Consider the following 14302-nt stretch of genomic DNA (forward strand, 5'->3'; position numbering starts at 1 on the left):
CCTAAGCCACTCCCGCGCAATATCCGAGCACTCCCGTGGAAAGATCGAGCCGTGGCGAATCCAGTGACCGTATTCACGCTAGGCGGCACCATCTCGGCCCAGGGCGGCGGCAGTTCACCGCGGCTGACGGGGGCGCAGCTCCTCGCCGGAGTGTCCCCGGACGTCAAGGTGGACGTACACGACTTCCGCCGGCTCCCCAGCTCGTCCCTCACCATCGAGGACATCGCAGCCCTGGCGGCCCGTATCGACGAGGCCACCGCGGCGGGCCACGGCGCGGTCGTGGTCCAAGGCACCGACACCCTCGAAGAGACCGCCTTCCTCCTCGACCTCACCTGCACCCCGCACCCCCACACCACCGTCGCCGTCACCGGCGCCATGCGCCGCCCGGACCTCCCCGGCGCCGACGGCCCCGCGAACCTGGCGGCGGCCATCGCCGTGGCCGCCGACCCGGCCTGCTCCGGGCTCGGCGTCCTCACCGTCATCGCGGACGAGATCCACGCCGCGCGACATGTACGCAAGACGCACACCACGTCCATCGCGACGTTCGCGTCCCCCGGCGCGGGCCCCCTCGGCACGGTCACCGAAGGCGTGCCCCGCATCCACCTCCGCCCCGCGCACCCCACCGTCCGACGGCCCCTCCGCCTCGGAGCCCCCGCCCGCGTAGCACTGCTCACCCTCTCCATGGGCGACCGCGGCGAACTGCTCGAAGCCGTGGACGACCGCTTCGACGGCCTGGTCGTCGCGGCTTTCGGTGCGGGCCACGTACCGACCTGGCTCGTCGAACCCCTTGCCGCCCTCACCACCCGTATCCCGGTGGTGCTCGCGTCCCGCACCGGCGCGGGCCCGCTGCTCAGCCACACCTACCGCGGCCCCGGCTCCGAGTACGACCTGCTCGGGCGGGGCCTCATCTCCGCGGGCCCCCTGGACGCCCCCAAGGCCAGGCTCCTCCTGCATGCACTCCTGGCGGACGGCGCCGACCGTACGGAGACGGCCGACGCCTTCCTCACCCTGCGGGAGGGACAGGAGAGCTAGCCGATCTCGTCCGGCGTCACCGTCAGCCACCGCTTGTCCGCGGTCACCTTCTGGCCGAGCTCGCGCTGCCGGTCGGCGTTCTTGCGCTTCATGCCGTCCAGCTGCTTCATGTACGAGTCCTTGCGGTTGACCCACACCCGCACACCGCCGTGCGCCACATCCGCCGAGTGGAACATCATCGGGCCGTCGCTGAGCGGGGTGTCGCCCGCGGCGAGGATCGGCTTCTTCCACTCGTCGATGTACGTGTTGATGGCCGCGGGCTTGCCCTCGTACCAGGTCAGCGGCGCCCACAGGTTCGGCGTCAGCTCACGCCCGGCGAGCTTCTTCTCGTCGAAGCGGCCCTCGGCGATCTCCTTGCGGGAGCTGGTGACCTCGCCGGTCTTGCGGTTCTTGAGCTGCATGGAGACGCCGATGACGTTCTCGGGCTTCACGTCGTAGCCGTACTTGGGGTCGCCGAGGACCATCCGCACCAGGTCCTCGCTGGCCGCGCTGACGACGTACACCTCGATGCCGTGCCCCCGCAGCGTCTTGTAGAGCTCCTGCATACCGGGGGAGAACTCGGGCGCCTCGACCTCGGTCTTGGTCAGCTTCCCGTCCTCGTAGTACTCGGCGGGGATCGGCTTGTCGTACGCGAGGAGCTCGTCGACGTAGCCCTTGAGCTGCTTCAGCGTGAAACCGGAGAAGATCTGCGCGGCCCACGGGTAGCAGATCTGGTCGTCGACCTCGCAGAGCCGGTTGTAGTAGCTGTAGAGGCTCTCCTTGTGCTTCGCCGTGTCCTTGAAGGGGATGGTCTTCAGCGACGGGTCCATCGTCTTGCGGGTCAGCACCCCCTTCATCTCCAGGAAGGGGAGGAGGGATTCCTCCAGGTCGTTGCGGTACGTCGTGTTGTCCGCGTCGAAGACGGCGTACGCGCCCTTGTGACCGTTCTTCGCGATGACCTTGCCGAGCTTCTTCGCGACCGGCTCGGGCCAGTGCCGCAGCTCGGTGGCGGCCTTCGCAGCCGCCGCTTCGGTCTTCGCCGAGTCGTCGGCGGCCGTCGCGTCCGTGCTCGGCCAGAGCGCCGTCCCCGCGAGGACGGCCGCGGTGAGCGCACCCGCCGTGCCGAGGACGGCCAGCTTGCCCTTGCCCTTTGCCGTTACTGCCATGGTTTTGTGCCCCCTGAGAGCGGTCTGCGCCCCGTCCGAGGCGGCGGGTCATCGTATGGGGTCAGGCGGCGGATTCCCATGATCGACATCACCGGATGTGGCGGGAGTGGGACGCGGGGGAACGGGTAGCGGCATGGGACGGTCGGCGCTGCCCCGGCGCCCCGCCCGTCGCATACTGACTGCATGGAGAGTGCCGAGACCGCCTCCCGGGAGTTCGTGCGGGCCGTCCCGCGGCTCGACGGCATGGTGGTGTCAGCGGTCGGCTACCGCACCACGGGCGAGCGGCCAGGACTGCACCGCGGACTGCCGTCCCCGTATCTGACGCTGATCTTCTCGCTGGACGGCCCCGTCATCAGCGGCCTCACCCCCGAGCAGGCGCGCGGCAGCGACGCGTTCCGCGCGGACATCGTCACGGGTGGCCTGCACCAGTCCCCGGCGTACGTCGTCAGGCCCGAGCACGAGGCGGGCATCCAGCTCGCCGTGCATCCGCTCGCCGCCCGCGCCCTGCTCGGCGTACCGGCCGGGGAACTGGCGGGCGACCTGGTGACGCCGGGTTCGGAGGTGATGGGGCGACGCGCCGCCGACGTACGGGAGCTGCTGTGCGAGCAGTCCGGCTGGGAGGAGCGCTTCGCTTCCCTGTCCGCCTACTTGAGGCAGCGGGCGGCGGACGCCGATGCCGACTCCGGCGGCAGGGCTTCCGTACGCCCCGAGGTCGCCGAGGCGTGGGCCTGGCTGGCCCGGCACCGGGGCGTGGGCACGCTGCGCGGCCTCTCCCGGCATGTCGCGCTCAGCGAGCGCCGCCTCACCACGCTCTTCCGCGCCGAGACGGGCCTGAGCCCCAAGCAGGCCGGTCGTCTGATGCGTTTCCACCGCGCACGGAACGCCGTCGTACGTCCCGTGGCCGCGGGCACCGCCCCTGACCTGGCCCGCGTGGCAGCCGACTGCGGCTATTACGACCACTCCCACCTGGTGCGGGACTTCCAGCAGTACACCGGCGTCAGTCCCAGCGGCTGGCTGGCCGAAGAGTGCCGGAATATCCAAGCCGGAAGCTACGGAGGGGGAGAAGAGTAGGTCCCATGGACACCACCGAGAAGCAGCAGCAGCCCCAGTCCGCCTCCACCTCCGCCCCTGCCTCCGCCCCTGCCTCCGCCTCTGCCGGGCGTGCGCCCGACGTCTGGCCGACGCTCCAGGCCAATGACGCCCCCGCCCTGATCGACTTCCTGGTCGGCACGGTCGGCTTCCTGCGTACCGCCGTCTACGAGGACGGCGACCGCGTGGCGCACGCCGAGCTCGACTGGCCCGAGGGCGGTGCCGTGATGCTCGGCTCGTACGACGAGAAGTCCCAGGACTGGTGCCTGAAGCCGGGCACCTTCGGCGCGTACGTAGTCACCGACCACGTGGACGACCTCTACCAGCGCCTCACCGCCGCCGGGGTCGAGATCATCCGCGAGATCGAGGACCAGCCGTACGGCAGCCGGGAGTTCGCGATCGCCGACCCCGAGGGCAACAAATGGTCCTTCGGCACGTACCGCGGCGCACCGAGGCCCGAGCAGCCGTCCTGACCCTGCGTGATAGCTTGCGAGCGCCAGTCAACCCACACCAGGGCCAGGGAATCCGGTGCGAATCCGGAACTGACGCGCAGCGGTGAGGGAGGACGGGCGGGGCCATAGCCACTGGGCGTCCATGGACGCCTGGGAAGGCGTCCCGTCCGGCCGATCCCCGAGTCCGAAGACCTGCTGGCGCCTTCGCCCCCGCACCGGGCGGCGGAGGTGATGAAGCAGGCCAGGCTCCGCGTATGAGCCGTGAGACTCAAGGGATCGTGTGTCCTCCACAGCCCGTCGCGTATCAGTCCGTCGCGCATCAGTCCGGCGCGTATCAGCCCGTCGCGCATCAGCCTGGCGCGTACGTATGCCCGTCCTCGTCGCCGCAGGCCTGGCCGTCACGCTGACGTCCTGCGGCGGCTCGCAGGCCACCTCCACCACGGAAGAGAAGGCGGCAGGCTACCCGCTGACCCTCACCTCCTGCGGCAAGAAGGCGGAGATCAAGGCGCCGCCCAGGCGGGCGGTCTCCCTCGACCAGGGCTCCACCGAGATCCTGCTCTCCCTGGGCCTCGCGGACCGCATGGCAGGCACCGGCACCTGGACGGACCCGGTGCTGGAGGGCCTGGAGAAGGAGAACGACAAGGTCGACCGCCTTGCTGACAGCTACCCCTCCTTCGAAAAGGTGCTCGCCAAGGAGCCGGACTTCGTCACCGCGTCCTTCCTCGCGACGGTCAGCAAGGGCGGCGTCGCCGACCGCGCCAAGTTCGCCGAACTCGGCGTACCCGCCTATGTCTCGCCCTCCGACTGCGCGGGCAAGGACAACAGCGGCGACGGCGACGGCAGCCGCGACAAGACGCTGACCATGGACACGGTGTACGGCGAAGTGCGGGACCTAGCACGGGTGTTCGGCGTGGAGAAGCGCGGCGAACGCCTGATCGCGGAGCTCAAGGGCCGGGTGGCGAAGGCCATGAAGAACATCAACGCCTCCGACACGACGCTCCTTTACTGGTTCGCCAACTCCGACGCCCCCTACATGGCGGGCTGCTGCGGAGCGCCCGGCATCATCACCCGCGAACTGGGCGCGAAGAACGTCTTCGACGACACCCGCGAGGAGTGGCCCCAGATCAACTGGGAGACGGTGGCCGACCGTGACCCGGACGTCCTCGTCATCGGCGACCTCACGCGCAAGTCGCAGACGGCCGAGAGCGCGAAGAAGAAGATCGAGTTCCTGGAGTCCGACCCGGTCACCAAGAACCTGACCGCGGTGAAGAAGAAGCGGTACGTGCTGCTGAGCGGCCAGGCGATGAACCCGACGATCCGCACGGTGGACGGCGTGGAACAAGTCGCGGACGCACTGCGGAAGTTCGGGCTGGCCAAGTGAGGAGAGCCGTCCCGGGCGGTATAGGCCACGCCCTGCTCTGGACGACGGGCATCGGCGCCCTCCTCCTCTCCGTGGCGGTGGCCGTCACCATCGGCCCCGCGGACATCTCCGTACCGGACGTATGGTCGGCGGTGGCGGCTCACCTGGGCTGGGGAGAGGCGGAGCTGACGCCCATCAGGGACGGCATCGTCTGGAACCTGCGGATGCCGCGCACGCTCCTCGCGGCGGTCTGCGGCGCCGGCCTGGCCGTCTGCGGAACGGTCCTCCAGTCCCTCCTGCGCAACCCCCTCGCGGACCCCTTCGTGCTCGGCGTCTCCTCGGGCGCGTCCACGGGGGCGGTCGCGGTCGTCGTCCTGGGGGTCGGCGGGGGAGCGGTGTCGGTCTCGGCGGGCGCTTTCGCGGGGGCGGTCTGCTCGTTCGCACTCGTGCTGCTGCTCAGCCACACCCTGGGCGGGAGCGCGGACAGGGTGGTGCTCTCCGGGGTGGCGGCGATGCAACTCTTCTCCGCGATCACCTCGTTCGTGATCATGACGGCGGGCGACGCGGAGACGACGCGCGGGGTCCTGTTCTGGCTGCTCGGCTCGCTGAGCGGGGTGGGCTGGACCGACGTCTGGATGTGCGGGGCGGTCCTGGCTGTGACGCTGACCGTCTGCCTGACGCAGTCCCGCACGCTGGACGCGTTCGCGTTCGGCCAGGACGCGGCGGCGACGCTGGGCGTGCACGTCGCCCGTACCCGCCTGATCCTGCTCTCCACCACGGCCCTGCTGACGGCGGCCCTGGTCAGCAGCGCGGGCGCCATCGGTTTCGTAGGCCTCGTCCTGCCGCACGCGGCGCGCATGTTGGTCGGTTCGGGCCATGCGCGGCTGCTCCCGGTCACGGCACTGGCGGGCGCGGTGTTCCTGGTATGGGTGGACACGCTGGCGCGCACGGTCCTGGACCCGCAGGAGGTCCCGGTGGGAGTGGTGACGTCCCTGATCGGGGTCCCGGCATTCGTCCTGGTCCTCTACCGCACGCGGAAGACGACATGATTCCGGCGGCTCCCAGGGCCGATGGCCTACGGGCCGACCGGGTGAGCAGGACGGCCGGCGGCAACTTCATAGTCGACGGAGTGACCCTGGCCCCACCCCCCGGATCCACGGTCGGCCTCCTGGGCCCCAACGGCTCGGGCAAGTCCACCCTCCTCCGCATCCTGGCGGGCGTCCTGGCCCCGGCATCGGGAGTGGTCACCCTGGACGGCCACCCGCTGAGGGAGGTCGGCCGCCGCACGGTGGCACGCAGGGTGGCGGTGGTGGACCAGGACGCCACGACGCAGGTCGAGCTGTCGGTGGAAGAGGTCATACGCCTGGGTCGTATCCCGCACCGAAGGGCGTGGTCGCCCTCAACTCCCGCGGACGAGGAGGCGGTTCGCGATGCCCTGACCCGAACGGGCCTGTCCGACCGGGCCGCCCAGTCCTGGCACACCCTCTCGGGCGGCGAACGCCAACGAGTCCAAATAGCCAGGGCCCTGGCCCAGACCCCCCAGGAACTCCTCCTGGACGAACCGACCAACCACCTGGACATCCAACACCAACTGGACCTCCTCTCCCTGGTGGCGGACCTCCCCCTGACCAGCGTGATCGCCTTGCACGACCTCAACTTGGCGGCGATGTTCTGCGACCACGTGCTCGTCCTGCGCGAGGGGGTGGCGTACGCGTCGGGCACACCGGCGGATGTGATCACGGAGGAGCTGATAGCGAAGGTCTACGGGGTGAGGGCGGTGGTGACGACGGAGGACGAGGGCCGACGCCCATCGATCCGCTTCCTACGAGGCTGAGTTCCCCTCTGTCAGGCCAGCTGAAGACGGTCGGCGAGCCCTGCGGCGGCGAAGGCGGAAGCCAACTCCTCGCGCCCTTCGGTGAAGTGGGCCCAGCTGTCGAAGTGGACGGGAACGACGCGGCGCGCCCCGAGGATCTTGGCGGCTTCGGCGGCCTGGGCGCTGTCGAGGACGATGGGCGCCCCGTCGAAGAGGAACGGGAAGCGGGGAGCACCGGCGAAAAGGACGGCGGTGTCCACGGGCCCGAACCGTTCGGCGATCTCTTTGACCGCGGTGAGCGAGGCGTTGTCGCCGCTGACGTAGACGGTGGGAAGGCCATCACCGGTCAGGACGAAGCCGACAACCTCGCCGGTGATCGCTTCGACGTCCTCGCGCCTGCCGGGACCGTGGACGGCGGGCACGCCCGTCACGGTCACCTGCCCGCCGCCGGGCCGGTCGAGCTCGACGGACTCCCAGTCGCCGAGATCCTTCACTCTGTCCCCCAGGCTGTCGCGCAGGCGGCGTCCGCCACCGGGGGTGGTGAGGGTGAGGGGTATGTCGGCGAGCAGAGAACGGCCGGATTTATCGAGATTGTCGGGGTGTTCGTCGTGCGAGAGCAGGACCACGTCGACGGTGCCAAGATCGGAGAGGGTGCCTGCGGCGGGCGCGGTCTTGGTCAGGCCGGGGCGGCCGGGCGCCGGGTAGTCGCCGGGCGCATCGAAGGTGGGGTCGGTGAGGAACCGCAGGCCGCCGAACTCGAAGAGGGCGGTAGGCCCGCCGAAGACGCGTACGGGAACCTGCTCATTACTTGTGCTGCCGGAAGTAACCATGACAGAGAACACCACACCTCACGGATGGGGATCGAGTTATCCGTGAGGAACGGTAGTCGCTTCTCACGGATGAAGGCAAGGCGTACCATGAGATGCGTGACCGAAACCGTGACTGTGGACGTGACCGCGACTGCCGCCGAACCGGCACCACCGCAGGCGCCGGGCGCGGAGCGGTACGCGGCACTCGACTTCGCCAACAGCGCGATCGCCCTGCCGGGAGGCCAGTTCATCGACCTGCTGGGCACGCCTTCGGCCACGAACAGCTGGCTCACGGAGCGGGACCTGGCACCGCCCGACGCGGGCCTTCAGGAGATGTGCACGGCACAACTGCGAACCCTGCGGGAGCAGATCCGTTCGCTGCTGGCAGCCCGGGTGGACGGGTGCGAACCCCCGCCGAGCGCGCTCGCCGCCATCAACGAGGCCTTGACCAGGGCCCCCGCGGCCTCCCTCCTGAACTGGAACCCGGCCCGAGGCCTGTACCGCGCCGCCTCCCACCCCACAACGCAGATCGTGGAACACGCTCTGGCGACGCTCGCGGCCGACGTGGCGGACCTGCTCACAGGCCCGGACGCCGACCGCCTCACGGCCTGCGGCTCCCCGCCCTGCAACCGCTACTTGCTGCGCCACGGCCGCCGCCACTGGTGCTCCACGCGGTGCGGGGACCGGGCTCGAGCGGCGCGGGCTTATGCGCGGCGGGTGGGGGCGAAGGGGGACTGAGCCGCCCCGTGAACGCCCTCTCGGCTGAGCCCGTGGTCACCTGAGCCCGTGGTCACCTGAGCTGTTCGGCCCCGGGGGGCGCAACTCGGCCCCCGGGGGGCGCAAGTCGCGCGGGCAGGAGGCGTCCGGGCAGGAGACGTCCGGGCAGGAGACGTCCGGGCAGGTTCAGCCTTCCGGGAGACCCATCACCATGAGAATGATCAATAGCTGGGGTGCGATCGCGAGCATCGCGACCCACCGCCGCCGCACGACATGGCGAACCCTCCGAGGCAGCGCCCAGCAGATGACCAGTGAAACCAAGCTCACCAGTCCGCCGATGGGCAACAGCACGAAGATCGCGTCCAGGGTGCCCATGAGCTGAGGCGAGCAGTCATCCGGGCCGCAACTGTCCGTGGCCATGACCGAAAGTCCGGCAAGGCCGAACGCGATCGGTGCAAGGAGCATGAGCGCCAGCGTGGTCAGGAACGGCACCCACCAGGCCCCGCTCTCCCGAGCGTCAGGGTGCCGAGGCGCAACTGACGGCTGATAGTTCGCGGCGGCCCAGTCGGCACGCAGCTCAGCATCCGTGCGCGAGTCCAGGCCGGTTCGCGAGCTCTCTTCAGTCATACGGCCAGCCAACTACGGTCTGCCCAAGGGTGTATGCGCGCAGATACTCATATGCCAGACCGCTGCTACTCACCGCGAGCGGCGTTGATATCGAGGTGGACGACCGCCCGGCAACCCCCAGCTTCCGTCGCGGTCCGACGGAAGTTCAGACAGCGAGGGCCGCTTCCTCCGGGATCAGATCCGGAAGAAGCGGCCCTCGCTGCTTTTCTGACGTCAAGTCAGGGGACTGGCTGATCGGCGCACATCCGAGCCTCCCGCCCAGCTCACCCGACCCCGCGTTTTAGATGTCGAAGTACAGCTCAAACTCATGCGGGTGCGGCCGCAGCTGGATCGGCGCGATCTCGTTCGTCCGCTTGTAGTCGATCCACGTCTCGATCAGGTCGGGGGTGAAGACACCGCCGGCCAGCAGGTACTCGTGGTCCGCCTCGAGCGCGTCGAGGACCGCCGGGAGGGACGTGGGGACCTGGGCGACGCCCGCGTGCTCCTCGGGGGCCAGCTCGTAGAGGTCCTTGTCGATCGGCTCCGGCGGCTCGATCTTGTTCTTGACGCCGTCGAGGCCTGCCATCAGCAGCGCCGAGAACGCCAGGTACGGGTTCGAGGACGGGTCCGGCGCGCGGAACTCGACGCGCTTGGCCTTCGGGTTCGAGCCCGTGATCGGGATACGCATGGCAGCCGAGCGGTTGCGCTGCGAGTAGACCATGTTGACCGGGGCCTCGAAGCCGGGAACCAGGCGGTGGTACGAGTTCACCGTCGGGTTCGTGAAGGCCAGGAGGGACGGGGCGTGCTTGAGGATGCCGCCGATGTAGTAGCGCGCCATGTCCGAGAGGCCGGCGTAACCCTGCTCGTCGTAGAAGAGCGGGATGCCGTTCTGCCAGAGGGACTGGTGAACGTGCATCCCGGAGCCGTTGTCACCGAAGATCGGCTTCGGCATGAAGGTCGCGGTCTTCTCGTTGCGCCAGGCGACGTTCTTCACGATGTACTTGAAGAGCATCAGGTCGTCGGCCGCGGCGAGCAGCGTGTTGAACTTGTAGTTGATCTCGGCCTGGCCGGCCGTGCCGACCTCGTGGTGCTGGCGCTCGACCTGGAGGCCGTTCTTGTCCAGCTCCAGGGAGATCTCCGCGCGGAGGTCCGCGAAGTGGTCGACCGGCGGGGTCGGGAAGTAGCCGCCCTTGTAGCGGACCTTGTAGCCGCGGTTGTTCTCCGTCGACCCGGTGTTCCAGGCGCCTGCCTCGGAGTCGATGTGGTAGAAGCTCTCGTTCGCCGACGTCTGGAAGCGGACGTTGTCGAAGACGTAGAACTCGGCCTCGGGGCCGAAGTACGCGGTGTCCGCGAAGCCGGTCGACGCGAGGTAGGCCTCGGCCTTCTTGGCGATGTTGCGCGGGTCACGGCTGTACTGCTCGCCCGTGATCGGGTCGTGGATGAAGAAGTTGATGTTGACCGTCTTGTCCTTGCGGAACGGGTCAACACGCGCCGTCGACAGGTCCGCGCGCAGCGCCATGTCGGACTCGTGGATGGCCTGGAAGCCGCGGATCGACGAACCGTCGAAGGCGAGCTCCTCGTTCGGGTCGAACGCCGCTGCCGGGATCGTGAAGTGCTGCATCACTCCGGGCAGGTCGCAGAACCGGACATCTACGAACTTCACGTCCTCGTCCGCGATGAACTTCTTTGCGTCGTCGGCGTTCTGGAACATCCAACTCCTCCTACTCCCGGCCCCCAGGCGGGGACGGGGTTGCAGCTCGTTGTGCGGCCAGTGCGGTGGCACACGCTGGGACCCGACCATAGGGACGGGGGGTTTCTCAAGCATGACCCATTTGTTTCGCCGAAGTTAACCGAGCCGGGTTCGGGTCAGGTGTCATTCGCCCTACCGGCGCCCCACCGGCGCCGTCCCGGTACGACCCCGTACGCCCCACCCCACCCGTCCTCGTACGAAATCGGGCGCAGTACCGTGGACGCGTGGACAACAGGCAAGCAATCGGATCGTGGCTCTCCGGCCCTCGTGCGGCAGCAGAGGACGCGGGCGTGGACTTCGGCTACCGGGGCGAGCAGCTCGGCCTGCCGGAGGAGGGGCCGGGCTCGATCGCGCGGCCGGGGCGGCGCATCGGCGCCATCGTCGTCGACTGGGCCCTGTGCATGCTCATCGCATACGGCCTGTTCGCTCGCGGTGACCAGCAGGCGATGGGCAACTGGGCGCTCGGAATCCTCTTCGTCATGGCCGTCCTGACCGTCGGCACGGTCGGCTGCACCCCCGGCAAGGCCCTCTTCAGGCTGCGCGTCATCGCCGAGGGTGGCGGACGGCTCGGTATCGTCCGCGTCGTCATCCGCAGTGCGCTGCTCTGCGTCGCCATCCCGGCCCTGATCTGGGACCGAGACGGCCGCGGCCTCCATGACCGCCTCGCCCGCGCCGTTCAGGTGCGGATCTAAGGTCCAACAGGCCGGTCTGGCCGGTCTGGCCGGTCTGGCCGGTCTGGCTGGTCTGAGCCAGGGCGCTCAGACCAGTTCCGGCTGCGGTTCCAGTTTCTGATCCGGTGCGCCCTTCGGGTCCCACAGCTTGGTGGTCCGTACGTAGCCGTGGATCACTGAGATCATCGCCAGTACGAGAAGTGGTCCGAACACCCACGGATGGTGGGCCATCTGCATCGGCAGATAGCGATACGACACCAGGAGCGCGGCGAAGACCGTCGCACCGTAGGCGACCAGCTGGATTCCTGGGCGGTCCCAGCCGCGGTCGAGCGAGCGCAGCGCCGCGTCGACCGTGAAGGCGAACACCACACCGGCGATGAGGTCCGCGCCGTAGTGGTAGCCGAAGCCCAACGTCGCGCCGAGCGTGGCGACCAGCCAGAACACGCCCGCGAAGCGCAGAAGGCGTGGGCCCTTGCGTGAGTGGATGAAGATCGTGGTCGCCCATGCCGTGTGCAGGCTGGGCATGCAGTTACGAGGGGTGAGCTCGTCGAACGGCATCGACTGCGGGGCACTGATCGTCGGCGGAGTGTTCGGCCAGAGGTCGGCCACCGCCCACTGCAGGCCGCCGGTGCCGGAGGCGCCAGGACCGTAGGCGAAGACGGGTCCGACCACCGGGAAGATCATGTAAATGGCGGGTCCGAGCAGGCCGATGACTATAAAGGTGCGCACCAGGTGGTGGCCCGGGAATCGGCGCTCGGTCGCCACATTGCGCAGCTGGTACAGCGCGACGACGACCGCGGCCACGGCGAGCTGAATGTAGACGTATTCGAGAACATGCGTGCCGACCGAGCCGGTGGCCGAGACGATCCGGCCCACCAGCCACGACGGGTTGCCCAGCGCGTGATCGGCGGTCGCCACGTACTGGTCGAGCACCGTCGGCCGGGTCTTCCACGTGATGAGCAGCCAGGTGTCGCCCACCTTGCGGCCGGCGACCAGGAGCAGGCCGAGGCCGACGCCCTTCAGTAGAAGGGTGCGTTCCTGGCCGGTGCGGCGCGTGAAAGCGATGACCGCGCAGCCCAGGATCACCCACAACGCGCCGTTGCCGAACATCATCTTGGCGTCGACGGCCCATCGCACCAGAAAGAAGACGATGTCGATACCGACCGCGATACCGGCCGCGATGAACCGCTGCCGCCAGGTCAGCACCACCATCATCAGCGCCATGGACGCGTACAGCAGCGGCCCCGACTTGGGGGCGAAAACGATCTCTTGCGCCTGATTGGTGAGCGGCCCCGGTTCGCCGTAGTGACGCGCGACGATCTCCAGCGCGATGACGAATCCGAGAGCCACGGCGCTCGCCGCGGCCCACAGGGCGAGTCTGCTGTTAATCCGCGAAGACACCCGCGGTGCAATAGATATCAATGTTTTTGGCCGATTTGTTAGTTGTTGTCAGCTGGTGTCAGCTGTTGTTAGTTATTGGCTAAATAAGTCAATCTCCACGCCGGATGGCATGGTTTTCTGGTTCGAACATGCTAACGGAGCGGTGTGGGTGGGGTTTTGAAGATGCTCGAGGGTCTGCGACCTGGCCGGGGGACTGCGCGTGGGAGCGCGTCAAGGCGGGCTGCGGCGAGGTTCCCAGGAGGGGGTTCCCGGGAGGGGGCTCTCGGGCGGGGGTTCGCGGGCGGGACTTCCGAAGCGGCAGCGGGGCGCACAAATAGCGAGGCCTCGTTCTCTTCCGTCCACGGATACGGATACGGATTCCGTGGACGGAAGAGAACGAGGCCTAGTGCCCAGCTGTCTTGGTGGTCATCCTCGCGGCATACGAGGCGTGCGACCTCGCCCCGCACCCTTCGGCATCGGGCCCTTCGGCAACGGCATGTTGCTCATCAGGTCACCCATCGCCCGGAGCCGGTCGTTCGTCGCCGTGACCTGCGGGCCCGGGAGAAGGCGAGGCAGCTTCAGAAGCGTCGTACGCAGCTTCTTGAGCGGGACCTGGCCCTCGCCGGTGCCGACGATGATGTCGTTCACCGGAACGTCCGAGACCACGCGCGCCATCTTCTTCTTCTCGGCGGCCAGCAGGCTCTTCACCCGGTTCGGGTTGCCCTCGGCGACGAGCACGATGCCCGCCTTGCCGACCGTGCGGTGCACGACGTCCTGGCTGCGGTTCATCGCCACCGCCGGAGTCGTCGTCCAGCCGCGGCCGATCTTGTCGAGCACCGCGGCCGCCGCACCGGGCTGGCCTTCCATCTGCCCGAAGGCCGCACGCTCTGCCCTGCGCCCGAAGACGATCGCCATCGCGAGGAAGGCGAGCACAAAGCCGAGAATGCCGAGATAGATCGGGTGACCGATCAAGAAGCCGATCGCGAGGAAGACACCAAAGGTGACGATTCCCACAGCCGCGATGATGAGACCGATCCGCGGATCGGCCCTGCGGGTCATCTTGTAGGTCTGAGCGATCTGCTTGAGTCGCCCGGGGTTCGCGGCGTCCGCCGCGGTTTCCTTCCTCGCCATGCCGTGAAGTCTACGTGTCCCTGGAAGTGACTACGACGTGCGGGTTGTCATCGCCTCTTCGAGCACGCGCAGCGCCTCTGCCCGGTCCTTGGCGCGACGCCGGTCGTCGAGCACGGACGTCCAGGCGTTTCGGCGTGCGGTGCGCTGGCCGCCGCTCATGAGAAGCGACTCGACGGCACGCAGTGCGTCGGTGACGGACGGGATGGCGGTGGCGCGTACGGGCGCGGCCTGCATGGTGGGGCCCTCCTGGGCGGCTATGGCTCGAGCGGCTATGGGTAAGGCTGTACGTGGGGTAATTCCAGGGTCACTGATTGGTGTTACCAGGGCGTGACCGACCGGTCAAACAC

Annotated in this window: 15 protein-coding genes and 1 riboswitch; of the genes, 8 read left to right on the forward strand and 7 right to left on the reverse strand. The window is 68.7% G+C overall.

What is annotated here, in order from left to right; genetic code table 11:
* Positions 1 to 51 precede the first annotated feature (51 nt).
* The gene (locus tag ACGFSB_RS13850; protein ID WP_393398156.1) at positions 52 to 1032 is read left to right on the forward strand and encodes an asparaginase; all 981 of its coding nucleotides are present in this window, start codon (positions 52 to 54) and stop codon (positions 1030 to 1032) included.
* On the opposite strand, the gene ACGFSB_RS13855 is transcribed toward ACGFSB_RS13850, so the two are convergent.
* A complete protein-coding gene (locus tag ACGFSB_RS13855; protein WP_393398158.1) occupies positions 1029 to 2177 on the reverse strand; it encodes a haloacid dehalogenase-like hydrolase in 1149 nt (382 codons plus the stop codon). The genes ACGFSB_RS13850 and ACGFSB_RS13855 overlap by 4 nt on opposite strands.
* A 183-nt stretch (positions 2178 to 2360) precedes the next feature.
* Between ACGFSB_RS13855 and ACGFSB_RS13860 the strand changes: the two genes are divergently transcribed.
* The 5 genes from ACGFSB_RS13860 to ACGFSB_RS13880 all read left to right on the forward strand — a co-directional run bounded on the left by ACGFSB_RS13860 (position 2361) and on the right by ACGFSB_RS13880 (position 6912).
* Entirely contained in the window at positions 2361 to 3248 is an 888-nt protein-coding gene (locus ACGFSB_RS13860; RefSeq protein WP_393398160.1) for a helix-turn-helix domain-containing protein, read from the forward strand.
* A gap of 5 nt (positions 3249 to 3253) precedes the next feature.
* Positions 3254 to 3739, forward strand: coding sequence for a VOC family protein (locus ACGFSB_RS13865; RefSeq protein ID WP_393398162.1), 486 nt, complete (start codon positions 3254 to 3256; stop codon positions 3737 to 3739).
* Between the two features lie 7 nt (positions 3740 to 3746).
* Positions 3747 to 3933: riboswitch (cobalamin riboswitch) on the forward strand.
* Positions 3934 to 4085: 152 nt separating this feature from the next.
* The gene (locus tag ACGFSB_RS13870) at positions 4086 to 5099 is read left to right on the forward strand and encodes an ABC transporter substrate-binding protein (protein WP_393398164.1); all 1014 of its coding nucleotides are present in this window, start codon (positions 4086 to 4088) and stop codon (positions 5097 to 5099) included.
* Positions 5096 to 6127, forward strand: a complete 1032-nt coding sequence (locus ACGFSB_RS13875; RefSeq protein WP_393398166.1) for a FecCD family ABC transporter permease — start codon at positions 5096 to 5098, stop codon at positions 6125 to 6127. The genes ACGFSB_RS13870 and ACGFSB_RS13875 overlap by 4 nt, the downstream gene beginning before the upstream one ends.
* Positions 6124 to 6912 carry an ABC transporter ATP-binding protein gene (locus ACGFSB_RS13880; RefSeq protein ID WP_393398168.1) on the forward strand — a complete coding sequence of 263 codons (789 nt, stop codon included), beginning with the start codon at positions 6124 to 6126 and terminating at the stop codon, positions 6910 to 6912. The genes ACGFSB_RS13875 and ACGFSB_RS13880 overlap by 4 nt, the downstream gene beginning before the upstream one ends.
* Before the next feature lie 11 nt (positions 6913 to 6923).
* Here the strand turns inward: ACGFSB_RS13880 and ACGFSB_RS13885 are convergent, their stop codons facing one another.
* The gene (locus tag ACGFSB_RS13885; protein WP_393398170.1) at positions 6924 to 7721 is read right to left on the reverse strand and encodes an MBL fold metallo-hydrolase; all 798 of its coding nucleotides are present in this window, start codon (positions 7719 to 7721) and stop codon (positions 6924 to 6926) included.
* 87 nt (positions 7722 to 7808) lie between these two features.
* Here ACGFSB_RS13885 and ACGFSB_RS13890 point away from each other — a divergent pair, with 87 nt between their 5' ends.
* On the forward strand, positions 7809 to 8438 hold the full coding sequence (locus ACGFSB_RS13890) for a CGNR zinc finger domain-containing protein (protein WP_393398172.1): 630 nt from the start codon (positions 7809 to 7811) through the stop codon (positions 8436 to 8438).
* A gap of 165 nt (positions 8439 to 8603) precedes the next feature.
* On the opposite strand, the gene ACGFSB_RS13895 is transcribed toward ACGFSB_RS13890, so the two are convergent.
* Both ACGFSB_RS13895 and glnA read right to left on the reverse strand, forming a co-directional pair.
* Positions 8604 to 8909 carry a hypothetical protein gene (locus ACGFSB_RS13895; RefSeq protein WP_393398174.1) on the reverse strand — a complete coding sequence of 102 codons (306 nt, stop codon included), beginning with the start codon at positions 8907 to 8909 and terminating at the stop codon, positions 8604 to 8606.
* Positions 8910 to 9324: 415 nt separating this feature from the next.
* Positions 9325 to 10734, reverse strand: a complete 1410-nt coding sequence (glnA, locus tag ACGFSB_RS13900; RefSeq protein ID WP_393398176.1) for a type I glutamate--ammonia ligase — start codon at positions 10732 to 10734, stop codon at positions 9325 to 9327.
* 263 nt (positions 10735 to 10997) lie between these two features.
* On the opposite strand from glnA, the gene ACGFSB_RS13905 reads away from it, so the two are divergent.
* A complete protein-coding gene (locus tag ACGFSB_RS13905) occupies positions 10998 to 11465 on the forward strand; it encodes an RDD family protein (RefSeq protein WP_393398178.1) in 468 nt (155 codons plus the stop codon).
* A gap of 66 nt (positions 11466 to 11531) precedes the next feature.
* On the opposite strand, the gene ACGFSB_RS13910 is transcribed toward ACGFSB_RS13905, so the two are convergent.
* From ACGFSB_RS13910 to ACGFSB_RS13920, 3 genes are all read right to left on the reverse strand, one after another.
* Positions 11532 to 12845: a phosphatase PAP2 family protein gene (locus ACGFSB_RS13910; RefSeq protein ID WP_393398180.1), complete on the reverse strand. Its 1314-nt coding sequence runs from the start codon at positions 12843 to 12845 to the stop codon at positions 11532 to 11534.
* Positions 12846 to 13250: 405 nt separating this feature from the next.
* Positions 13251 to 13955, reverse strand: a complete 705-nt coding sequence (locus ACGFSB_RS13915; RefSeq protein ID WP_393398182.1) for a DUF4191 domain-containing protein — start codon at positions 13953 to 13955, stop codon at positions 13251 to 13253.
* A 30-nt stretch (positions 13956 to 13985) separates the two neighbouring features.
* Entirely contained in the window at positions 13986 to 14189 is a 204-nt protein-coding gene (locus ACGFSB_RS13920; protein WP_135328862.1) for a hypothetical protein, read from the reverse strand.
* Between the last annotated feature and the right edge of the window lie 113 nt (positions 14190 to 14302).

Origin of the sequence: Streptomyces sp. NPDC048441 (assembly GCF_043200235.1) — a bacterium.
GTDB lineage: Bacteria > Actinomycetota > Actinomycetes > Streptomycetales > Streptomycetaceae > Streptomyces.